At 67.9% G+C, this 18,284-nt stretch carries 20 protein-coding genes, 1 pseudogene and 1 riboswitch; of the genes and pseudogenes, 15 read left to right on the top strand and 6 right to left on the bottom strand.

The window, feature by feature from the left end:
* Window positions 1-22: 22 nt before the first annotated feature.
* From ACE3P9_RS04645 to ACE3P9_RS04620, 6 genes and pseudogenes are all read right to left on the bottom strand, one after another.
* Window positions 23-1,249, bottom strand: coding sequence for a magnesium transporter CorA family protein (locus tag ACE3P9_RS04645; RefSeq protein WP_374492100.1), 1,227 nt, complete (start codon window positions 1,247-1,249; stop codon window positions 23-25).
* Window positions 1,250-1,307: 58 nt separating this feature from the next.
* Entirely contained in the window at window positions 1,308-2,321 is a 1,014-nt protein-coding gene (hemB, locus tag ACE3P9_RS04640; protein WP_374492098.1) for a porphobilinogen synthase, read from the bottom strand.
* A 211-nt stretch (window positions 2,322-2,532) separates the two neighbouring features.
* The gene (locus tag ACE3P9_RS04635; RefSeq protein WP_374492097.1) at window positions 2,533-3,360 is read right to left on the bottom strand and encodes a P-loop ATPase, Sll1717 family; all 828 of its coding nucleotides are present in this window, start codon (window positions 3,358-3,360) and stop codon (window positions 2,533-2,535) included.
* A complete protein-coding gene (locus ACE3P9_RS04630) occupies window positions 3,299-4,069 on the bottom strand; it encodes a P-loop ATPase, Sll1717 family (protein WP_374492096.1) in 771 nt (256 codons plus the stop codon). The genes ACE3P9_RS04635 and ACE3P9_RS04630 overlap by 62 nt, the downstream gene beginning before the upstream one ends.
* A 69-nt stretch (window positions 4,070-4,138) precedes the next feature.
* A pseudogene (locus tag ACE3P9_RS04625) lies at window positions 4,139-4,833 on the bottom strand (IS3 family transposase); the annotation flags it as partial.
* Window positions 4,834-4,872: 39 nt separating this feature from the next.
* Window positions 4,873-5,076 (bottom strand): helix-turn-helix domain-containing protein, encoded by a 204-nt coding sequence (locus tag ACE3P9_RS04620; RefSeq protein ID WP_374492095.1) that lies wholly within the window; start codon window positions 5,074-5,076, stop codon window positions 4,873-4,875.
* Window positions 5,077-5,198: 122 nt separating this feature from the next.
* A riboswitch (cobalamin riboswitch) is annotated at window positions 5,199-5,420 on the top strand.
* Window positions 5,421-5,608: 188 nt separating this feature from the next.
* On the opposite strand from ACE3P9_RS04620, the gene ACE3P9_RS04615 reads away from it, so the two are divergent.
* The 15 genes from ACE3P9_RS04615 (at window position 5,609) to cobJ (ending at window position 18,276) form a co-directional block, all read left to right on the top strand.
* Window positions 5,609-6,277, top strand: a complete 669-nt coding sequence (locus ACE3P9_RS04615; protein WP_374492094.1) for an energy-coupling factor ABC transporter permease — start codon at window positions 5,609-5,611, stop codon at window positions 6,275-6,277.
* Window positions 6,274-6,684 carry an energy-coupling factor ABC transporter substrate-binding protein gene (locus ACE3P9_RS04610; RefSeq protein ID WP_374492093.1) on the top strand — a complete coding sequence of 137 codons (411 nt, stop codon included), beginning with the start codon at window positions 6,274-6,276 and terminating at the stop codon, window positions 6,682-6,684. Before ACE3P9_RS04615 ends, ACE3P9_RS04610 begins: the two co-directional genes overlap by 4 nt.
* A complete protein-coding gene (locus ACE3P9_RS04605; RefSeq protein ID WP_374492092.1) occupies window positions 6,674-7,429 on the top strand; it encodes an energy-coupling factor transporter transmembrane protein EcfT in 756 nt (251 codons plus the stop codon). Before ACE3P9_RS04610 ends, ACE3P9_RS04605 begins: the two co-directional genes overlap by 11 nt.
* A complete protein-coding gene (locus tag ACE3P9_RS04600) occupies window positions 7,426-8,316 on the top strand; it encodes an energy-coupling factor ABC transporter ATP-binding protein (protein ID WP_374492091.1) in 891 nt (296 codons plus the stop codon). The genes ACE3P9_RS04605 and ACE3P9_RS04600 overlap by 4 nt, the downstream gene beginning before the upstream one ends.
* A complete protein-coding gene (gene cobM, locus ACE3P9_RS04595) occupies window positions 8,313-9,221 on the top strand; it encodes a precorrin-4 C(11)-methyltransferase (protein ID WP_374492090.1) in 909 nt (302 codons plus the stop codon). Before ACE3P9_RS04600 ends, cobM begins: the two co-directional genes overlap by 4 nt.
* Before the next feature lie 4 nt (window positions 9,222-9,225).
* Window positions 9,226-10,317 carry a CbiX/SirB N-terminal domain-containing protein gene (locus ACE3P9_RS04590; RefSeq protein WP_374492089.1) on the top strand — a complete coding sequence of 364 codons (1,092 nt, stop codon included), beginning with the start codon at window positions 9,226-9,228 and terminating at the stop codon, window positions 10,315-10,317.
* An 81-nt stretch (window positions 10,318-10,398) separates the two neighbouring features.
* Complete coding sequence (locus ACE3P9_RS04585; RefSeq protein ID WP_374492088.1) at window positions 10,399-11,082, top strand: precorrin-8X methylmutase; 684 nt, start codon at window positions 10,399-10,401, stop codon at window positions 11,080-11,082.
* Between the two features lie 17 nt (window positions 11,083-11,099).
* Window positions 11,100-12,311, top strand: a complete 1,212-nt coding sequence (locus ACE3P9_RS04580) for a cobalt-precorrin-5B (C(1))-methyltransferase (RefSeq protein ID WP_374492087.1) — start codon at window positions 11,100-11,102, stop codon at window positions 12,309-12,311.
* Between the two features lie 7 nt (window positions 12,312-12,318).
* Window positions 12,319-12,912 (top strand): methylated-DNA--[protein]-cysteine S-methyltransferase, encoded by a 594-nt coding sequence (locus tag ACE3P9_RS04575; RefSeq protein WP_374492086.1) that lies wholly within the window; start codon window positions 12,319-12,321, stop codon window positions 12,910-12,912.
* Complete coding sequence (locus tag ACE3P9_RS04570; protein WP_374492085.1) at window positions 12,909-13,664, top strand: NAD-dependent deacetylase; 756 nt, start codon at window positions 12,909-12,911, stop codon at window positions 13,662-13,664. The genes ACE3P9_RS04575 and ACE3P9_RS04570 overlap by 4 nt, the downstream gene beginning before the upstream one ends.
* A 65-nt stretch (window positions 13,665-13,729) precedes the next feature.
* Window positions 13,730-15,076: a precorrin-6y C5,15-methyltransferase (decarboxylating) subunit CbiE gene (gene cbiE / locus ACE3P9_RS04565; protein WP_374492084.1), complete on the top strand. Its 1,347-nt coding sequence runs from the start codon at window positions 13,730-13,732 to the stop codon at window positions 15,074-15,076.
* Window positions 15,073-15,984 carry a precorrin-2 C(20)-methyltransferase gene (gene cobI / locus ACE3P9_RS04560; protein WP_374492082.1) on the top strand — a complete coding sequence of 304 codons (912 nt, stop codon included), beginning with the start codon at window positions 15,073-15,075 and terminating at the stop codon, window positions 15,982-15,984. Before cbiE ends, cobI begins: the two co-directional genes overlap by 4 nt.
* Window positions 15,981-16,781, top strand: coding sequence for a cobalamin biosynthesis central domain-containing protein (locus ACE3P9_RS04555; protein ID WP_374492081.1), 801 nt, complete (start codon window positions 15,981-15,983; stop codon window positions 16,779-16,781). The genes cobI and ACE3P9_RS04555 overlap by 4 nt, the downstream gene beginning before the upstream one ends.
* Complete coding sequence (locus tag ACE3P9_RS04550; RefSeq protein ID WP_374492080.1) at window positions 16,778-17,260, top strand: cobalamin biosynthesis protein; 483 nt, start codon at window positions 16,778-16,780, stop codon at window positions 17,258-17,260. The genes ACE3P9_RS04555 and ACE3P9_RS04550 overlap by 4 nt, the downstream gene beginning before the upstream one ends.
* Entirely contained in the window at window positions 17,257-18,276 is a 1,020-nt protein-coding gene (gene cobJ, locus ACE3P9_RS04545; protein WP_374492079.1) for a precorrin-3B C(17)-methyltransferase, read from the top strand. Before ACE3P9_RS04550 ends, cobJ begins: the two co-directional genes overlap by 4 nt.
* The last annotated feature ends 8 nt before the right edge of the window (window positions 18,277-18,284 follow it).

The raw sequence follows: 18,284 nt of genomic DNA, 5'->3' as shown, positions 1-18,284 counted from the left end.
GTGATCCGTGGCAGGGCCTGCCCTACACCCGGTCCAGAAAGCGCTTGCGCCAGAACCACAGGCTCAGCGCCACCGTGATGAGCGCCATCGCCCCCAGGGTGATCCAGAAGCCGTCCTGCCAGTCGAGCGCCGGCATGTTCTTGAAGTTCATGCCGAACACCCCGGCAATCAGGTTCAGTGGCAGAAAGATGGCCGTGAGCGTCGTGAGCACCTTCATGATGTCGTTGGTGCGGTTGCTCTGCACGCTGAAGTGAATCTGCACCGCCGTCTCGGCCGACTGCTCCAGCCGCTGCACGTGGTGCACCACGCGCTGGATGTGCTCGATGATGTCCCGCGCGCGGGCAATGAGCTGGTCGTGCTGCAGCTGCGCCAGGCGCCGCGCCTCCTTGGTCGCCCCGGCCGCCAGCGGCTGCTCGCGCAGGCTGTCGAGCCACTCCTGCATGGCATCGTGCTGCTCGTCGCACAGGTCTTCGAGCATGTGCAGCTGGTTGCGCGCCATCAGCAGGGTGCTCCAGTCGGTGAACTGGCTCGTCGTCTTGAGCAGCGCCTCCTGCCAGTGGTCGAGCTGCTGCGTCAGCTCGCGCCGCACGTCGAGGTAGCTGTCCACCATGGTGTTGATCATGCGCAGCACCAGATCGGCCGGGCTGAACGGCAGGCGGCTGCGCACCCCCGTGGGGGTGGATGCAGATGCAGCCGCAGACGCGCCGCCGCTGTCCACACTCAGCTGCGCATCGGCCAGGTAGCGGTCGATGTACTCGTGTGCCGAGTGGCAGTGCAGCGGGTGCACGCTGATGAGCAGCCGGTCGAACACCGCAAACCCCACCGCCATCGACCGGATGCGGCGGAACGTCGCCAGCGAGGCGCGGCCCCCTTCGCGGGCCTCCTCGCCTTTGGGGCTTCCGCCCCGGGCCGCGCTCGCGGAGGAGGGGACTGCCGTCAGGTCCTGCAGCTCCCGGTCCTCGGCGCTGCCGCGCATCTCGCCCTTGGTGGCCAGACGGCGGAAGATGATCAGGTCATACACCGAGGTGTAATCGTAGTTCGACGGATGGGCCGCATACGCCAGATCGCGGCAGTGCAGATCGAACAGCTGCGACCCGCCCAGGTGCTGTGCCGTCTGCTGCACCATCGGCAGCAGGGCAGGCAGCTCCTCGCGGTCCAGAATCAGCCACACAAAGCCCTCTGCCGGCAGCGCCGCAGGCACCGCGTCGGCAAAGCGCAGGGTATCGGCCGTGAATTCGACGATCTGCATGGCAGGCAGCAGGGGCAGGTGTACCGGCGAACGGTGCGAAAACGAAAACCGCCCGGCCTCAGCGGCCGTGCGTGCGCAGCCACTGCGCCGCTTCCAGCGCGCTGTAGGTCAGAATGCCATCGGCCCCTGCGCGCTTGAACGCCAGCAGGCTCTCCATCATCACCGCGTCGTGGTCGATCCAGCCGTTCTGCGCCGCCGCCTTGAGCATCGCGTATTCGCCGCTCACCTGGTAGACGAAGGTGGGGACGTGGAAAGTCTCCTTCACCCGCCGCACGATGTCCAGATACGGCAGCCCCGGCTTGACCATCACCATGTCGGCCCCTTCGGCAATGTCGAGCGCCACCTCGCGCAGCGCCTCGTCGCTGTTGGCCGGGTCCATCTGGTAGACCTTCTTGTTGCTCTTGCCCAGATTGGAGGCGCTGCCCACCGCGTCGCGGAACGGGCCGTAGAACGCGCTCGCATACTTGGCGCTGTAGGCCATCAGGCGCGCATTCACCAGCTCCTCGCGCTCGAACGCGGCACGGATCGACCCGATGCGCCCGTCCATCATGTCGCTCGGCGAAATGATGTCGGCCCCCGCCTGTGCGTGCAGCACCGACATGCGCGTGAGCAGCTCCACCGTGATGTCGTTGAGGATGTAGCCGCTGTCGTCGAGCACCCCGTCCTGCCCGTGGCTGGTGTAGGGGTCGAGCGCCACATCCGTCATCACGGCCAGCTCCGGAAACTCCTGCTTGATCGCCGCGATCGTGCGCGGAATCAGCCCCTCGGGATTGAGCGCCTCCCGCCCCTCCGGGTCCTTGAGCGACGGATCGATGGCAGGGAACAGGTCGATGCACGGAATGCCCAGCTCCACGCACTGCTCGGCCACCCGCAGCAGCAGGTCGATCGACAGCCGCTCCACCCCCGGCATCGACCCCACCGCCTCGCGCCGCTGCGTGCCCTCGTGCACGAACACCGGCAGGATGAAGTCATCGGCACTCACATGGTGCTCGCGCACCATGCGGCGGGTAGCGTCATCCACACGCAGACGGCGCGGACGACCAGCAGGAAAAGCAGCGTAAGGAGTAGTCATGATCCCAGCAACAAAGACAGAACACAAAAGCACCCCCTCCCGTGCGCCCCGCAGGCCCCCGGCCCGCCACCAGCCCACGGAACAGGGCGGAATGGGGGCATTCTATGCCGGTGGGGGGGCGGGGCAGTGTTGCACTTCGGATTGGAGACCGCCCTTCATGCCATGACTGTCTCATATCGGGCCGCAGGCAGAGAGGTTTTGCAGACCTTCCCTAGGCATTTGAGGTGCCGTTCGGCCTAGTGGGGGGAAGCTTTGCCAGTTGAGCTTGCTTAACACCAAGAAGATAAGTTCGGAAAGCCGGATGAACCTCCCATCGTGCACCTTGCATAGAGTTCCAGTTCGCCAACTTGACAAAGTTGGAATCTTCGTGAAAAAGGATGTGGCGAAACCCGCGTGGCTTTGAAGTGTCAGCGACCCGTGGATTTAAAAATCCAGTCTCGTGCAAGAGCCGAAGGATAGAAATGGCATCATCAACAACATCTGGTCGAAGCTGCGCTCCACGTATTTGTAGCGAGGCGATGCTCGGCACCGTGAGAAGGTGCCTGCGAAGCTTTTCAAAGTCAGACTCAAAGTCAAGATCAGCGAATGTGTTGATGATCTCTCGGATGTTCTTGCAATCGAGAGAGAACTCATTTACAACGTCATCTACCCGCTCCGAAGAATAGATTTTCATTGCGTTCTCGGCCTCTCTACTGCCGATCAAGGGCGCGTTTCCTTGTTTGGCTGCATCAACCATGTTCTTGACAAGTTGAATGGCATCCCTTGGGCGCTCACGAGCTGATTTCGATATGAATGAATCCCAAGAGCGTCGCTCGTCACTTGTCGGCAGCGTCATGGTTGTGTCGCTGAAAAAGATGGTGTAAGGGTCTATTTTTGTTTGACCAGCGTCTCTGGCGGCTCGTTCCAATCGTTTTCTGACAATGCTCTGCATAAGCTTGTCATCTGCCAAAAGTGGGATCACCAAGCCACGCATGTGATCAGTCTGATCTCTTTGCCCCTGACTCTCGCTGGTGAGGCGCGTCCAGACGCTCGATCGCAAACTTATTTATAATTGCTCTTACTGCACTGCATTCCCCAGTTAGCCGTCTGACGGCCAACAAAAGTGCCCAAATTCTGTTTAGATGAGCAGGTTGGTCTGGGGCGGCTAACTGATCGGTGTCATCGATAAGCAGGTAGAAAACATTGCTTGATGAAAGCAACTGTGAGTTGATTGCTCTGATCAAATCGTGTGCAGAGTTGGTTCCCGCAAGTTCCTTTGCTAGCTGTGCTCCGTTTATTTTTGAGGCAGGTAAAGACACTGCAGAGATGAGCTGTAGCGACTTTTGAATGAAGTCATCTTCCGCAAGTCCTTGTTGGCGTGCTTCGTTGTGAAGTTTTGCGGCGTCCCCCTTCAGCATGCCCTTCAGTTGCGCGCCAATCTGCGCTCCCATTGTCCGTAGCAACACTTCGTAGTAATAGCGCTTCAATGAGCCGATATCAGGCGATGATGGAATCTCCTTAGAGGAGATATTGTCGGGCCGAATCAGTAGGCATGGCAGTTTTTTTGCTTTAGCCACCTTGTCGATCCACTCGACAACAGCACTTTTCCCGATGCCTTTGTTTCCCACAAGAACTCGCATTCCACCTGGTTCAATTGCGCATAGCTGCGTAAATTGACTCGGCACGATAAATATCTCTCCAAGAAATGACCGGTCGCCTTCTGCGGTGCCAGTTCTGACATACTTTAAAAGGTAGTCAAGTTTGCTCATATTTATTTCCGGCTGGTAGGAAAGAAAAGATGCGATGAGCCACCCCGGGATTCGAGGAGGCCGATTGGTCTAAGTTGATACCTCTGTCGAGGTATTGCTGTTGGCGAGTTGCCTCCAGTAGTTTGCCTCAGCTTCTGCCGGAGGAATGCCTCCGATCGACGTGAGCAGTCGGACGTGGTTGAACCAGTGCACCCACTGCAGGGTGGCCAGTTCCACGGATTCCCTGTTCTTCCAGGGGCACCGGCGGTGAATCACCTCGGCCTTGTACAGACCGTTGATGGTCTCGGCCAGGGCGTTGTCATAGGAGTCCCCCTTGCTGCCCACCGAGGGGCGTATGTCGGCCTCGTCCAGACGTTCGGTGTAGCGGATAGAAACGTATGGACTGCCCCTGTCGGAGTGGTGCGTCAAGGCTGCGCTGAGGGCTGGCGGTCGTACAGGGCCTGCTCCAGGGCGTCGAGCACAAAGTCTGCCTGCATGCTGCGGCTGACCCGCCAGCCCACGATGCGCCGGGCGTACACGTCCACAACGAAAGCCACATACAGCCAGCCCTGCCAGGTCGAGACGTAGGTGAAGTCCGACACCCACAGCTCGTTGGGACGGCTGGCATGGAAGTGCCGATTGACGTGGTCCAGCGGGCACGGCGCCGAGGTGTCCGGAGTGGTGGTGCGCACTCGTGTGCCGCGCCGCGCCCCTTGCAAGCCCATGGCACGCATCAGTCGCTCGACCGTGCAGCGCGCTACCACGATGCCTTCGCGGTTCATCTGCAACCCGCCGACACGAGAGACGTTCACGATCTTGATGCATCAGCACTGTAGCTTGAACTCTGCAGAGTAGGCGCCGCGTTTGGGCTGCAGGGCGGCGATACCGTGCAGACGGTAGTGACTGACCCAGGTCCGAATCTTCTCCTCCGGCACTGACCAGCGCCGGGCAAGCAGCTTTGCGCCGCCTTCTCCAACCAGAAAGCTCTCGACGACCTTGAGCTTGAACCTTGTTTCGTACTTCTCCATGGGGCCCCTCGAAGTTCATCCAACTTCTGGGGGGTAGTTCAAACTCGGTGCGGTTCAATGACCCTGGGGCTGGGTGATCCGGTCCACAGCTGCCGCTCCCCCTCCCCAGCACGCACCTCCGTTCCTATAATGGCGGCACGGGTGCGTGGGTTGCCGGGCTTTGGGTCTGGCGCCTGCGTTAAACGGGAAGCCGGTGACGCCATGCAGCTAGTGGCCATTCCGGCGCAGCCCCCGCTGCTGTAAGCCTGACGACTCCGCCTCACGCCACTGCGTCCTCCGACGCGGGAAGGCGCGGACTAGGAAGAGGGCAAGCCAGAATACCGGCCCGCGACGAGCCAGCACCATTCCCCGGGGGATCTGGGAGTCTGCTGCCGCGCGTTGGCGTGCGCCTCTGTGTTTCCTCTCTGCGGAAACGGCGGGGCGCGGCTGCCGTGCCGGCCTGCCCAGACTTTCCCTGCCCATCTTCCTGTTGCCGTGGTGCGCTCGTGTCTTTCACATCACACGGTTCGACGGGAGGTTTCGAATGCACATCATGGAAGGTTTTCTGCCACTCAAGCACGCGGTGGCATGGACGGCGGCTTCGGCGCCGTTTCTGGCAGCGGGCATCTGGTCGGCGCGCCGCAGTCTGCGCGATCACCCGGAGCGGCGCATGCTGCTGGGGGTGTCGGCGGCGTTTTCCTTTCTGCTCTCGGCCATGAAGCTGCCCTCGGTCACGGGCAGCTGTTCGCATCCCACGGGAGTGGGGCTGGGCGCCCTGCTGTTCGGGCCGCTGGCGATGGTGCCGGTGAGCTTTGTGGTGCTGCTGTTCCAGGCGCTTCTGCTGGCGCATGGGGGGCTGACGACGCTGGGGGCCAATCTGTTCTCGATGGGCATTGCCGGGCCGCTCATGGCGGCGGCGGTGTTCCGCACCGGGCGCGTGCTGCGCCTGCCGCTGAGCGTGAATGTGTTTCTGGCGGCGACGCTCGCTGATCTGGTGACATATGTGGTGACCTCGCTGCAGCTGGCGCTGGCGTTTCCCGATGCGATCAGCGGGGTGGCGGGCTCGATGCTCAAGTTCGGCGGCATCTTTGCCGTGACGCAGATTCCGCTGGCGATCAGCGAGGGGCTGCTGACGGTGCTGGTGGTGCAGGCCATGACGCGCCTGCAGGGCGAGGATCTGCGCGGTCTGCCGCTGTATGCAGGGCAGGAGGTGCGGGCATGAAGCGGCAATTCTGGATCATTGCGGCATGCGTTGTGGTGCTGACTGTGGCGCCGCTCCTGTTCGTGCGCACGCCGGCGCTGGGGCCGGACGGCAAGGCGCAGGCGCTTTTTGGCGGGTCGGACGATGCAGCCCGCGACGCCATCACGGTGATTGCACCGCACTACCGCCCGTGGTTTGCGCCCCTGATGGAGCCCGGGCCCGAAATCGCCTCGATGCTGTTTGCGCTGCAGGCGGCCATTGGGGCGGGGGTGATCGGCTACTGGCTCGGGGCGTCGGTGACGCGCCAGCGCGAACGCGAGCGCCAGCGCCGCGAGCGGGAGGCAGCCGGCCATGCGCCGGAGCAGCCCGCCCATCAGGAGCGTATCTCTGCTGCTGCGGGCCCCGCCGGAGTGGCCCGTGTGGATTGAGCAGGCTGCCTATGCCAATCGCTGGCGCGATGTGACACCGGGGGCCAAGGCCCTGTTTGCGGGCTGTGGCCTGGCGGCGGCCTTTGTCGCGCCGGACTGGAAGGCCGAGCTGCTGCTGGCGGCGCTGCTGGCGGCGGTGACGCTGGGTGGCGCGCGGGTGCCGGCGCGGCTGTATGCGCGGGTGGTGGCACCGGCGGGCAGCTTTGTGGTGCTGTCGTGCGCGACGCTGCTGGTGGCGGTGGCGCCTTCGGCAGGCGGGTGGCCGGAGGTGCACTGGCATGCGGCCGGCTGGCCCGAGGCTGCCCTGACGGGCACGCGGGCCATGGCGGCGCTGGCGGCCATGGTGGGGCTGGTGCTGACCACGCCGCTGAGTGACCTGATCGGGCTGGCGCGCCGGCTGCGGGTGCCCGAGGTGCTGGTCGATGTGATGGTGCTGTGCTACCGCATGGTGTTCGTGTTCATGGAGGCGTGGGACGACGGCGTCACGGCGCAGGCGGCGCGGCTGGGCTATGGGCCTTTCCGGCGCTCGGTGCGGTCGCTGGCGCTGCTGGCGGCCAATCTGGCCGCGCAGATCTGGAGCCGCGCCCTGGCGCTGCAGGCAGCGGCGAGCGCGCGCAATGGCGACGGCCCGCTGGATTTTCTGGCACCCGACTATGCCCATGCCCGGCGCGATCTGCGCGTGGCGGGCTGTGCCGGGGCGGCGCTGCTGGCGGGCATGGTGGCCCTGCGCGGAGGTCTCGCATGACGGCGGCGGAGGGAAATCTGCTGCTGGAGGCGCAGGACGTGTCCTACCGCTATCCCGACGGGAGCGCCGGGCTCGATGGCTGCACCCTGGCCATTGCCTCCGGCACGCGCAATGCGCTGCTGGGTGCCAACGGCGCGGGCAAGACCACGCTGCTGCAGCACTGCAATGGCCTGCTGCGGCCGGCGTCGGGGGAGGTGCGCGTGCACGGCACGCCGCTCGACTATGGCCGCCGGGGGCTGCATGCGCTGCGGCGCGAGGTGGGCATGGTGTTCCAGAATCCGGATCGCCAGCTGTTCTCGGCCTCGGTCATCGAGGATGTGTCGTTCGGGCCGCTCAATCTGGGGCTCGACGAACCCACCGTGCGCGCCCGGGTGGCCGAGGCGCTGGAGGCCGTGGGCATGACGGCGCTGGCGCGCAAGCCGGTGCACCAGCTCAGCTTCGGGCAGAAGAAGCGGGTGTGCATTGCCGGCGTGCTGGCCATGCGGCCCCGGCTGCTGCTGCTCGATGAGCCCATGGCCGGGCTCGATGCCGGCATGCAGCAGGAGCTCGCGGCGCTGCTCGACGGGCTGGTGGCGGACGGCATGACGGTGCTGCTCTCGACCCACGACGTGGATTTTGCCTATGGCTGGGCCGACGCGATCCACCTGCTGCGGGCAGGGCGCTGCGTGGCCTCGGTGCCGGCGGCGGAGCTGCCGCACCATGCCGAGGCCCTGCAGGCCGCAGGCCAGCCGCTGCCCCAGGCAGCGCAGTGGCAGGCGGCGCTGGCGAGGCGGGGGCTGCTGCCGGCGGCACCGTCGGTGCGCAGCATGGCGGCCCTGCTCGGGGTGGTGCAGGCACTGCCCGATGCATTCTTTCTTCATTCTCAACCACAAGGAGGCCCGGCATGATGGATGCCGCGCAAGCGCAAGTCTGGTTCGTGGGGGCCGGTCCCGGAGACCCCGAACTGCTCACCGTCAAGGGACGCGGTCTGCTGGAGCGGGCCGGTGCCGTGCTCTATGCCGGGTCGCTGGTGGACCAGGCGGCCACCCGCTACACCCCCCCGGGCTGCGAGATTCGCGATTCCAAGGACATGACGCTGGAGGAGATGACCGACTGGCTCATCACCCGCGCCCGCCAGCACGACACGGTGGTGCGGCTGCAGACCGGCGATCCGGGACTGTACGGCGCGCTCATCGAGATGACGCGCCCGCTCGATGCGGCGGGGGTGGCCTGGGCCGTGGTGCCGGGGGTGTCCTCGGCCATGGCCTCGATGGCGGCGGCGGGCGAGTCCATGACCCTGCCGGAGGTGACGCAGACCGTGATTCTCACCCGCGTGGAGGGGCGCACGCCCATGCCCGAGGGCGAGGACCTGGCCGCGCTGGCCGCACACCACACCACGCTGTGCCTGTTCCTGTCGATCACGCTGCTGCACAAGGTCGAAGCCGGCCTGCGCGCGGCCGGCTGGGCAGATGACAGCCCCATGCTGGTGGTGCACAAGGCGAGCTGGCCCGGGCAGGAAAAGGTCGTGCGCGGCACGCTGGCCGACATCCGGCAGCGCTGCCGCGAGGCGGGCATCGTGAGCCAGGCCATGATCGTGGCGAGTCCCACTCTGGGCGCGAGCCAGTGGGAGACGCTGGCCCGCTCCAAGCTCTACGATCCGGGCTTCACGCACCGCTTCCGGCGCGCGAGCACGCCGGCATCCCCGGCTCCGGCCGCTGCGGGGCACGACGCGCCCCCTGCCGAGTCCGCACCTGCAATTTCTGCGGCATCCTCTGCCGCTTCTGTTCCGCCCACGGAACATTCCGGAACCTGACTCCATGCAAGACACTCTTCTCCTGGTCGGTCACGGCTCGCGCGCTGCGGGCGGCAACGACGAAATCGAACAGTTCGCGGCCCGCTGGCGCGAGCGGCATCCGGGCTGGCACATCGAGGTCGGCTTCATCGAGTTTGCCGATGTGCTGCTCGACGAGGGGCTGGACCGCGCCGCGCGCGCAGCCCGTGCCGGCACCGGCCGCGTGCTGGTGCTGCCGCTCATCCTGAACGCGGCCGGGCACGTCAAGGGCGACATTCCACGCGCCATCGAGGCCGCCAGCCAGCGCCATGCCGGCGTGCGCTTCGACCAGGCTCCGCATCTGGGAGCGGGCGAGCCGATCCTGACCGTGCTGCGGCGCAAGCTCCGGCATGCCATGCACCGCCTCGATGTGCCCGATCCGCGCAGCACGGGCGTGGTGCTGCTGGGGCGCGGCTCCAGCGACCGCAAGGCCAACGGCGAGGTGGCCAAGATGGCCCGCTGGCTGTGGGAGGAGAGCGACCACGAGCTGGTGGACATCGCCTTCACGGGCATCACCCACCCCCGACTGGAGCGCGTGGTGCAGCGGCAAGTGACGCTGGGCATGACGCAGGTCGTCGTGCTGCCGTACTACCTGTTCACCGGCACGCTCATGGAGCGCATCGACCGGCAGATGGGGCATCTGGCCCGGCAGTACCCCGGCGTGCGCTTTGCCCATGCGTCGTACTTCGGCTTCGAGCCCGAGATTTTTGCATTGCTCGACGAGCGCGTGGACCGCTGGCAGCGCGGCGCGCCCCATGCCACGGTGCGGCACGACCACCATCTGTACGCCCCCCACAGCCATGACCATGGCGCCGACCACGATCACGGTCCCGATCATGCCCATGACCACAGCCATGAGCACGCACACGGTCATGACCATGACCATGACCATGACCATGCACACGGGCATGATCACGCACACGCCCATGGTTCCGAGGGGCACGGTCATGACCACGATCACGACCACGCGCACGGCGCTGCCCCGCTACCCGCCGACGACGGCAACGATGCGGCCCGCCACTGCACCCACCGCACGCCGGAACCCGGCCAGCCGGTGCACCCGGCGCATCCGGCCTGAGGGCAGGGCGCACGCCTGCCGATCTGCCGCGCACCCCGGGGTGCCGGCCTTCCGTTTTCTCTTTTTCCGAGTGATCCGACCATGAGCACCGTCAACACCATCACCGAACAGCTCACCCGCGCCGGGCAGGCCATCGAGCACGACAGCTTTGCCATCATCGACCGCGAGGCTGGCCCCCACGCCTACACGGCCGACCAGTGGCCCGTGGTGCGCCGCATGATCCACGCCAATGCCGATTTCGACTTCAATGGCCTCACGCGCTTCCATCCGGCTGCGGTCGATGCCGCGCTGCAGGCCATTCTGGGCGGCGGCACGCCCGTCGTGGCCGATGTGGAGATGATCTGCGTGGGCCTGTCGGCCCCCCGCCTGCGCCACTTCGGCATGACCACGCACCACTTCATCAGCGACGACGACGTGATCGCCCAGGCCCGCGCCGAAGACACCACCCGCGCCGTGCAGGCCATGCGCAAGGCGCACCGGCTGGGGCTGCTGGACAGGGCGATCGTCGCCATCGGCAATGCCCCCACCGCGCTCATCGAGATCGAGCGCCTGATCCGGGAGGAGGGCGCCCGCCCCGCGCTGGTCATCGGCATGCCGGTGGGCTTCGTGTCGGCCGCCGAGAGCAAGGCGCTCATGGCCGGCGTGCAGGACGTGCCCTGGATCGTCATCGACGGCCGCAAGGGCGGCTCCACTCTGGTGGTGGCCACCCTGCACGCGCTGCTGGCGGTGGCCGAGGCACGCCAGAAGCAGGCCGAGGCCGCCTGAGCCAGGGGAGCACCAGCATGGACAAAGCACCAGCCCGTGGAACCCGCACCGGCTTCACCACCGGGGCCTGCTCGGCCGCGGCGGCCCGTGCCTGCGCCATCGGCCTGATCGAGGGCACCGTGCCTGCGCAGGTCACCAGCGTGCTGCCCAACGGCGACCACGTGACCTTTGCCGTGGGGGACGGACATGTGGAGGGAGAGGGCGACGCGCGCGCCGCCCATGCCTACATCGAGAAGTTCGCCGGCGACGACCCCGACTGCACCGACCGCGCCCACCTCACCGTGGACCTGCGGCTGCTGCCCGGCCAGCCCGGGGACATCGTGTACCGCAACGGCCCCGGCGTGGGCACCGTGACGCTGCCCGGACTGGGCCTGGAGGTGGGCGGCCCGGCCATCAACCCCGTGCCGCGCCAGAACATCGCCGACAACCTGCGCGAGGTGGCAGCCGGGCTGCTCGCCACGCACGGATTCGAGGTCACCATCAGCGTGCCGGGCGGGGAGGAGATGGCCCGCAAGACCACCAATGCCCGCCTCGGCATTCTGGGCGGCATCAGCATTCTGGGCACCACCGGCATCGTCAAGCCCTATTCCACCAGCGCCTGGCGGGCCAGCGTGGTGCAGGGCGTGCAGGTGGCTGCCACGGTGGAGCACGATCTGGTGGCGCTCACCACCGGCGGGCGCACCGAGACCTTCGTCATGGCCGAGCTGCGCCGTGACCATCCCGGCCTGCCGGCGGCCTGCTTCGTGCAGATGGGCGACTTCCTGCGCTATGCGCTCGACGAGGCGGTGGCGCAGGGCATCCCGCTCGTGGTGCTGGGCGTCATGGTGGGCAAGCTCACCAAGATCGCGCAGGGCGAAACCATCACCCATGCCAACCGCAACGTGGTCGACACCGATCTCGTGGCGCGCATCGCCCGCGACATCGGCGCCAGCGAGGCCGACTGTGCCGCCATCGCGGGCGCGGAAACGGCCCGCTTCGGTGCCGAGCTGATGGTCGAGCGCGGGCTGGGCGATGCGTTCCACCGGGCGCTCGCGCAGGCCGCCATCGACACGCTCACCGCCCCCGCGCGCTACGGCCACGCCTTTCAGCTGCGGGTGCTGGTGTGCGACTTCGCGGGGCACAAGGTGGCCGACGTGTGGTCGGCACCGCCCGATCCGCATGCGCTGCCCGCCACGGCGGGGCGCACCGGCATCGGCCACACGCACAGCGCCGACTTCGACACCGAGTGAGGCTCCCATGACTCTGCTGGCCCAGACCTTCTTCACCCCCCTTGGCGACATGCTGGCCCTGTGCAGTGCGCAGGGCGTGCATCTGCTCGACTATGCCGACCGTGCCGAGGCGCGGGGCTTCCGGCTTGCGCGCGAGGCCGTGCGGGCCCATCACGGCATGGAGCAGCCCGCAGCCGCGGCGGGAGAGGAGTTCGAGGTCCGCGAGGCCCGGGCCCACCTGCAGGCGCTCGTGGCCCAGCTCACCGCGTATTTCGACGGCACGCGCCGGGAGTTCGATCTTGCCCTCGTGCCCTACGGCACCCCGTTCCAGCTCGCCGTCTGGCAGGTGCTGCGGGCCGTGCCCTACGGCCACACGCGCAGCTATGCCGACGAGGCCCACGCGCTCGGGCAGCCCGGCGCCGTGCGGGCCGTGGCCATGGCCAACGGGCGCAACCCGCTCGCCATCGTGGTGCCCTGCCACCGCATCATCGCGAGCGATGGGCGCCTGGCCGGCTACACCGGCGGCGTGGAGCGCAAGCGCGCCCTGCTGGCGCTCGAGGCAGGGCAGACTTCCTGCTGGTCCGTGCAGGAAATGGACGATCTCATGAAGGGTGGCGCATGAATCCTGTGCACAAGCCCCTTTGCGTCGTGCTCACGGGCGCAGGCATCAGCGCCGACAGCGGCCTGCAGACCTTCCGGGGTGCGGGCGGCCTGTGGGAGGGACACCGCGTCGAGGACGTGGCCACGCCCGAGGCCTTTGCAGCCCACCCGCAGCGCGTGATCGACTTCTACAACGTCCGCCGGCGCCAGCTGCGCGCAGTGCGGCCCAACGCCGCCCACGAGGCGCTGGTGGCGCTGGAAGCAGGGTACGAGGTGCGCATCGTCACCCAGAACGTGGACGACCTGCACGAGCGCGCAGGCAGCCGCCATGTGCTGCACCTGCACGGCGAGCTCACCCAGCTGCGCAGCACCGCGCGGCCCGACTGGCGCATCGCCTGGCACGAGGACCAGACCCCCGACCAGCGCGACCCCTGGGGCGCGCCGCTGCGGCCGCACATCGTGTGGTTTGGCGAGGAAGTGCCCCTCATGCCCGAGGCCGTGGCCCAGGTCGAGGCGGCCGATGTGGTGCTGGTGGTCGGCACCTCGCTCAAGGTCTACCCGGCTGCAGGGCTGGTGCACCATGCGCCCGCCCATGCCCCCGTGTACCTCATCGACCCCCATCCGGCGCCGGGCCTGTCCGGCGTGCACGTTGTGGCCGAGCGGGCGGCTGTGGGCGTGCCGCGCGTGGTGCGCCAGCTGCTGGAGCAGGTGGGCGCTGATGGCGATGCCGATGCGGGTGCCACGCCCCCTCCAGTTCCTCCCCTTTCCCGATGAGCCGCGATCCCGTGCGGCGTGCGCCAGCCGGCTCTTCCTTCTGATCCTCTGTTCTTCTGCAGTCCATGACCGATTCTTCTGATTCCTCTGTTTCCTCCTCCTCTCCCGATCCCAACCGCTGCCGCGTCATCGGCGTGCTCGATGACGGCGTGGCCAGCCTGGGCGCCACGGCGCTCGCGCACCTGCGCACGGCCGATGTGGTCATCGGCGGCGCCCGCACGCTGGCCCTGTTCGGGCCGGAGCTGCGAGCCGACTGTGTGCGGCGCGACCTGACCGGGCACCTGGCGCAGGTGCCCGAATGGATCCGCGAAGCCCGCGAGCGCCACCAGCGCTGCGTGGTGCTGGCCACCGGCGATCCGCTCTGCCACGGCATCGCGCCGTATCTGGCAAGCCGCCTGTGCATCGAGGCGCTGGAGATCCTGCCCAACCTCAGCACCCTGCAGCTCGCGTGTGCCCGCCTCGGGCTGGCCTGGCAGGATGCCCGCATCGTCTCCGTGCATGCGCGCGACGCGGGCGAGTGGCAGACAGGCGCTCCGCCCAGCCACGGCCTCTATGCGCTGGCGCAGGCGCTGCGTGCCCACGACCGGCTGCTGGTGCTCACCAGCCCCGACAACACGCCCGCCCGCATTGCCCGCCTGCTGCTGGCCGAGGGGCTGGGCGACGCCTTTGCCATGGCCGTGGCCGAGAACCTGCTCCAGCCCGGCGAGCGCGTGCATGCACAGCTCACCGTGCAGGAAGCGGCCTCCGGCACCTTTGCCCCGCTCAACGTGGTGGTGCTGTGGCGCCTGCAGCCACGTCCCGATCCCGTGCTGCTGGGGCTGCCCGATGGCGCCTTCCACCAGCGGCAGCCCGACAAGGGCCTCATCACCAAGCAGGAGGTGCGGGCCGTGTCGCTCGCGCGGCTGCAGCTGCGGCGCGACAGCACCGTCTGGGACATCGGCGCCGGCAGCGGCTCGGTCGGCCTCGAAGCCGCCCGTTTGTGCACGGCCGGGCACGTATACGCCATCGAGAAGAACGAGGGCGACCACGCCATCGCGGGCCGCAACCATGCCGCCTTCGGAGTGAGCAACTACAGCCTCTTTCATGGCCGTGCCCCCGAAGGGCTCGACGCCTGGCCCGACCCCGACGCCGTGTTCATCGGCGGTTCGGGCGGAGAGCTGGCGGGACTCATCGGCCTCATCCTGGGCCGGCTGCGCACCGGCGGCCATCTGGTGATGAACTTCGTCACCCTCGAAAACCTCGCCACCGCCACGGCCGCCCTGGCCGCAGCCGCCGACACCGATCCCGCCCTTCAGTGGGACGTGCTCCAGCTGCAGGCCGCCCGCAGCCGTCCCATCCTTCACATGCACCGCATGGCCGCCGAAAACCCGGTCTGGATCGTGTGCGCCTCCCGCGAGGAATCCCAGACATGACCCTCTCCACACCGCCTTCTTCCGCAGCAGCTCCGGCGCTGCCTGCCCGCACTGCCGGCCAGCCCCTGGGCCGGCTCATCGGCGTGTCGCTCGGCCCGGGCGATCCGGGCCTCATCACCCGCGCTGCCTGGGCGGCGCTCCAGCGCCGCGACTGCGCCTGGGTGTACCCGGCCCGCAGCGGCAAGACGCCGAGCTATGCGCTCGACATCGTCACCCGCGCCGGCCTGACGCCCCCCGACACCCACGGCCTGCTGCTGTTTCCCATGACGCACGACGGCGAAAAGCTCGCACGCGCCTGGCTCAAGGCCGCCGACACCGTGCTGCCCTGGCTCGCAGCGGGGCTGGACGTGCTTTTCCTCGTCGAGGGCGATGCCAGCACCTACGCCACCTTCGGCCATCTGGCCCGCACCGTGCAGGGGCTCGATGCGCGCGTGCAGGTGGAGATCATCGCCGGCGTCAATTCCTTCACCGCTGCCTGCGCCGATGCGGGCGTGCCCTTCGCCGAGCAGGACGACACCGTGGCCATCGTGCCCGCTGCCTACGGCGTGAGCGCCGTCGACCGCCTGCTGCCGGATTTCGACACGCTCGTGCTCATGAAGATCAAGCCCATCCTCGACGAGCTCATCGACTGGCTGGAAGCACGCCAGCTGCTCGAAGGTGCGCACTTCATCGAGCGCGTCGGTGCCGAGGACGAACGCCGCGTGAGCGGCACCGCCCTGCGCGCGCTGCGCGGCACCCGGGTGAACTACCTCTCGCTGCTCATCGTGCGCCATCCGCACCGCGTGCGTGGCGAACGCATCAAGGGCTGCCTGCGCAAGGCCGGCCCCGACGCAGCTCCCTCCGCCTCCGCCATTTTTCCCTCCATTTCCACCCCTACAGCCCCTACGGACGAAGAGAACGCCGCATGAGCCAAGACACCACCGTCGTCACCAGCGCACCCGCCACCCCGCCCGAAGCCACGCGTGTGTGCATCGTTGCCATCACCCGCCACGGCGTGACGCAGGCCCGCACCCTGACCAGCCGCTGGCCCGAAGAGCTGCCGCCGCCCACGCTGTGCACCTCGGCCAAGTTCGCCGCCGAATGGGCCAGCCTGCCGCAGCCCCAGCGCATCTACGAAGGCGCCCTGCGGGATGAAATCGCGCCCCTCTTTGCCCACTACGACCAGATCGTCTTCTTCGTCTCGCTCGGCGCCGTGGTGCGCCTCATCGCGCCCCACCTCGTGAGCAAGGACGTCGATCCCGGCATCATCGTGGTCGACGATGCGGGCCAGTACGTGATCCCCGTGCTCTCCGGCCATGTCGGCGGAGCCAACGCCTGGAGCGAGCGCGTGGCCGACCTGCTCGGCGCGGCGCCCGTGCTGACCACCGCCTCGGACGTGGGCCGCACCATCCCGGTCGACATCCTGGGCCGGCACCTGGGCTGGCGTGTCGAAGCCCCCAAGATCAACATCACCCGCGTCTCGGCCCACGTGGTCAACGGCGAGCCCATCGCCGTGGTGCAGGAAGCCGGCAGCCCCCACTGGTGGACCCGCCCCACGCCCCTGCCGGCCAACATCGAGCGCCTCACCCGGTTCGAGGACGTGGACCCCGCCCGCCACGCCGCCGTGCTCTGGATCACCCACCGCCCCGTTAACAACCCCCTCTGGCAGCAGTGGGCCGAGCGGCTGGTGGTGTACCGCCCTCCGCAGGAAGAGCCCGCCGCATGAGTGCAGCACCCTCCAGCACACCAGGCACCTCCCGCCCCCCCGCCGCAGACCTGCCCCGGCTCGCGCTGGGACTCGGCTGCGACCGGGGCACCCCCGTCGCCACCCTGCGGCAGGCCGTGTCCGAGGCGCTCGCGCAGCTGGGGCGTGACTGGTCGGACATTGCCGCCGTGGCCAGCATCACCCTCAAGGCCGACGAGCCCGGGCTGCTCGCCCTCGCGGCCGAGCAGGGCTGGCAGATCCATTTCCATGCCCCGGCCGAGCTGGCTGCCGTGCCCGTGCCCCACCCGAGCGAAACCGTGCGCAAGTACACCGGCACCCCTTCGGTGAGCGAAGCCGCCGCCCTGCTGGCCGCCGGAGGCGGCACACACCCCGCGCCGCCCGCCGCCCTCGTCATCGAGAAACACAAACTCCGCGGAGCCGACGGCCGCAACGCCACCGTCTCCATGGCCCTTTTCCCTTTCCCTGCAGACCTTTCATGACCGATACCGTCCTCACTCCTTCCCCTTCCGCCCCCGCCGCCGTGGGCCGCATTGCGCTCGTCGGCATCGGCCCGGGCAGCGTCGACCACATGACCGCCCGTGCCCGCGAAGCCATCGCCGAGGCCGACGTGGTCATCGGCTACGTCACCTACATCAAGCTCGTGGCCGACCTCGTCGAAGGCAAGGAAATCATCCGCAAGTCCATGACCGAGGAACTCGACCGCGCCGTCAGCGCGCTCGAAGCCGCCCGCGCCGGCAAGAAAGTTGCCCTCATCTCCTCCGGCGACGCCGGCGTCTACGGCATGGCCGGCCCCACCTACGAAGTGCTCTTCCAGGCCGGCTGGACACCCGAGGGCGATGTCGAGGTCGAAATCGTCCCCGGTGCCTCCGCCCTCAACAGCTGCGCCGCGCTCGTCGGCGCCCCCCTCACGCACGACTTCTGCGCCATCTCGCTCTCCGACCTGCTCACCCCCTGGCCCGTCATCGCCCGCCGGCTGGACGCCGCCGCCGCCGCCGACTTCGTCACCGCGCTCTACAACCCCAAGAGCGGCCGCCGCACGCGCCAGATCCAGGAAGCCCAGCGCCTGTTCCTGCGCCACCGCAGCCCCGACACCCCCGTGGCCATCGTCAAGAGCGCCTACCGCCGCCGCCAGTCCATCCAGTTCACCACCCTCGCGCAGATGGCCGAACACGACATCGGCATGCTCAGCACCGTGCTCATCGGCAACAGCAACACCTTCGTGCGCGACGGCCTCATGGTCACCCCACGTGGGTATGCCAACAAGTACGACGTCGCCGGCGATGGCACCGCCCACGAAGGCGAAAAAGCCGGCCGCTCGCTGTCCACCGGCCTCCACGGCTGGCTCGACACCCTCCAGGCCGCCCACGCCGCAGGCACCACCATCGACCAGCTCGCCCACCAGTACCGCCTGCCGGCCGACTACATCCGCATCACCCTGCAGGACCCCCTGCAGCCCGAGAGCGACGACACCGCTGCCGGGGAGACCGAAGCATGAGCGAGCAG

This window comes from Allobrachymonas sp. (assembly GCF_041912815.1).
Classification (GTDB): Bacteria; Pseudomonadota; Gammaproteobacteria; order Burkholderiales; family Burkholderiaceae_C; genus Brachymonas.
The sequence above is the reverse complement of the archived record's forward strand: the minus strand, read 5'-3'. Positions and strand labels throughout refer to the sequence as shown.

What these genes read in the sequence shown, in the direction of transcription:
- ACE3P9_RS04585 (WP_374492088.1), top strand. Translation starts at nt 10,399, where the DNA reads ATGAGCACCGTCAACACCATCACCGAACAGCTCACCCGCGCCGGGCAG.
- ACE3P9_RS04570 (WP_374492085.1), top strand. Translation starts at nt 12,909, where the DNA reads ATGAATCCTGTGCACAAGCCCCTTTGCGTCGTGCTCACGGGCGCAGGC.
- ACE3P9_RS04645 (WP_374492100.1), bottom strand. Translation starts at nt 1,249, where the DNA reads ATGCAGATCGTCGAATTCACGGCCGATACCCTGCGCTTTGCCGACGCG.
- cobI (WP_374492082.1), top strand. Translation starts at nt 15,073, where the DNA reads ATGACCCTCTCCACACCGCCTTCTTCCGCAGCAGCTCCGGCGCTGCCT.
- ACE3P9_RS04550 (WP_374492080.1), top strand. Translation starts at nt 16,778, where the DNA reads ATGAGTGCAGCACCCTCCAGCACACCAGGCACCTCCCGCCCCCCCGCC.
- cbiE (WP_374492084.1), top strand. Translation starts at nt 13,730, where the DNA reads ATGACCGATTCTTCTGATTCCTCTGTTTCCTCCTCCTCTCCCGATCCC.
- ACE3P9_RS04575 (WP_374492086.1), top strand. Translation starts at nt 12,319, where the DNA reads ATGACTCTGCTGGCCCAGACCTTCTTCACCCCCCTTGGCGACATGCTG.
- ACE3P9_RS04590 (WP_374492089.1), top strand. Translation starts at nt 9,226, where the DNA reads ATGCAAGACACTCTTCTCCTGGTCGGTCACGGCTCGCGCGCTGCGGGC.
- ACE3P9_RS04580 (WP_374492087.1), top strand. Translation starts at nt 11,100, where the DNA reads ATGGACAAAGCACCAGCCCGTGGAACCCGCACCGGCTTCACCACCGGG.
- hemB (WP_374492098.1), bottom strand. Translation starts at nt 2,321, where the DNA reads ATGACTACTCCTTACGCTGCTTTTCCTGCTGGTCGTCCGCGCCGTCTG.
- ACE3P9_RS04555 (WP_374492081.1), top strand. Translation starts at nt 15,981, where the DNA reads ATGAGCCAAGACACCACCGTCGTCACCAGCGCACCCGCCACCCCGCCC.
- ACE3P9_RS04600 (WP_374492091.1), top strand. Translation starts at nt 7,426, where the DNA reads ATGACGGCGGCGGAGGGAAATCTGCTGCTGGAGGCGCAGGACGTGTCC.
- ACE3P9_RS04615 (WP_374492094.1), top strand. Translation starts at nt 5,609, where the DNA reads ATGGAAGGTTTTCTGCCACTCAAGCACGCGGTGGCATGGACGGCGGCT.
- ACE3P9_RS04620 (WP_374492095.1), bottom strand. Translation starts at nt 5,076, where the DNA reads ATGGAGAAGTACGAAACAAGGTTCAAGCTCAAGGTCGTCGAGAGCTTT.
- cobM (WP_374492090.1), top strand. Translation starts at nt 8,313, where the DNA reads ATGATGGATGCCGCGCAAGCGCAAGTCTGGTTCGTGGGGGCCGGTCCC.
- ACE3P9_RS04630 (WP_374492096.1), bottom strand. Translation starts at nt 4,069, where the DNA reads ATGAGCAAACTTGACTACCTTTTAAAGTATGTCAGAACTGGCACCGCA.
- cobJ (WP_374492079.1), top strand. Translation starts at nt 17,257, where the DNA reads ATGACCGATACCGTCCTCACTCCTTCCCCTTCCGCCCCCGCCGCCGTG.
- ACE3P9_RS04610 (WP_374492093.1), top strand. Translation starts at nt 6,274, where the DNA reads ATGAAGCGGCAATTCTGGATCATTGCGGCATGCGTTGTGGTGCTGACT.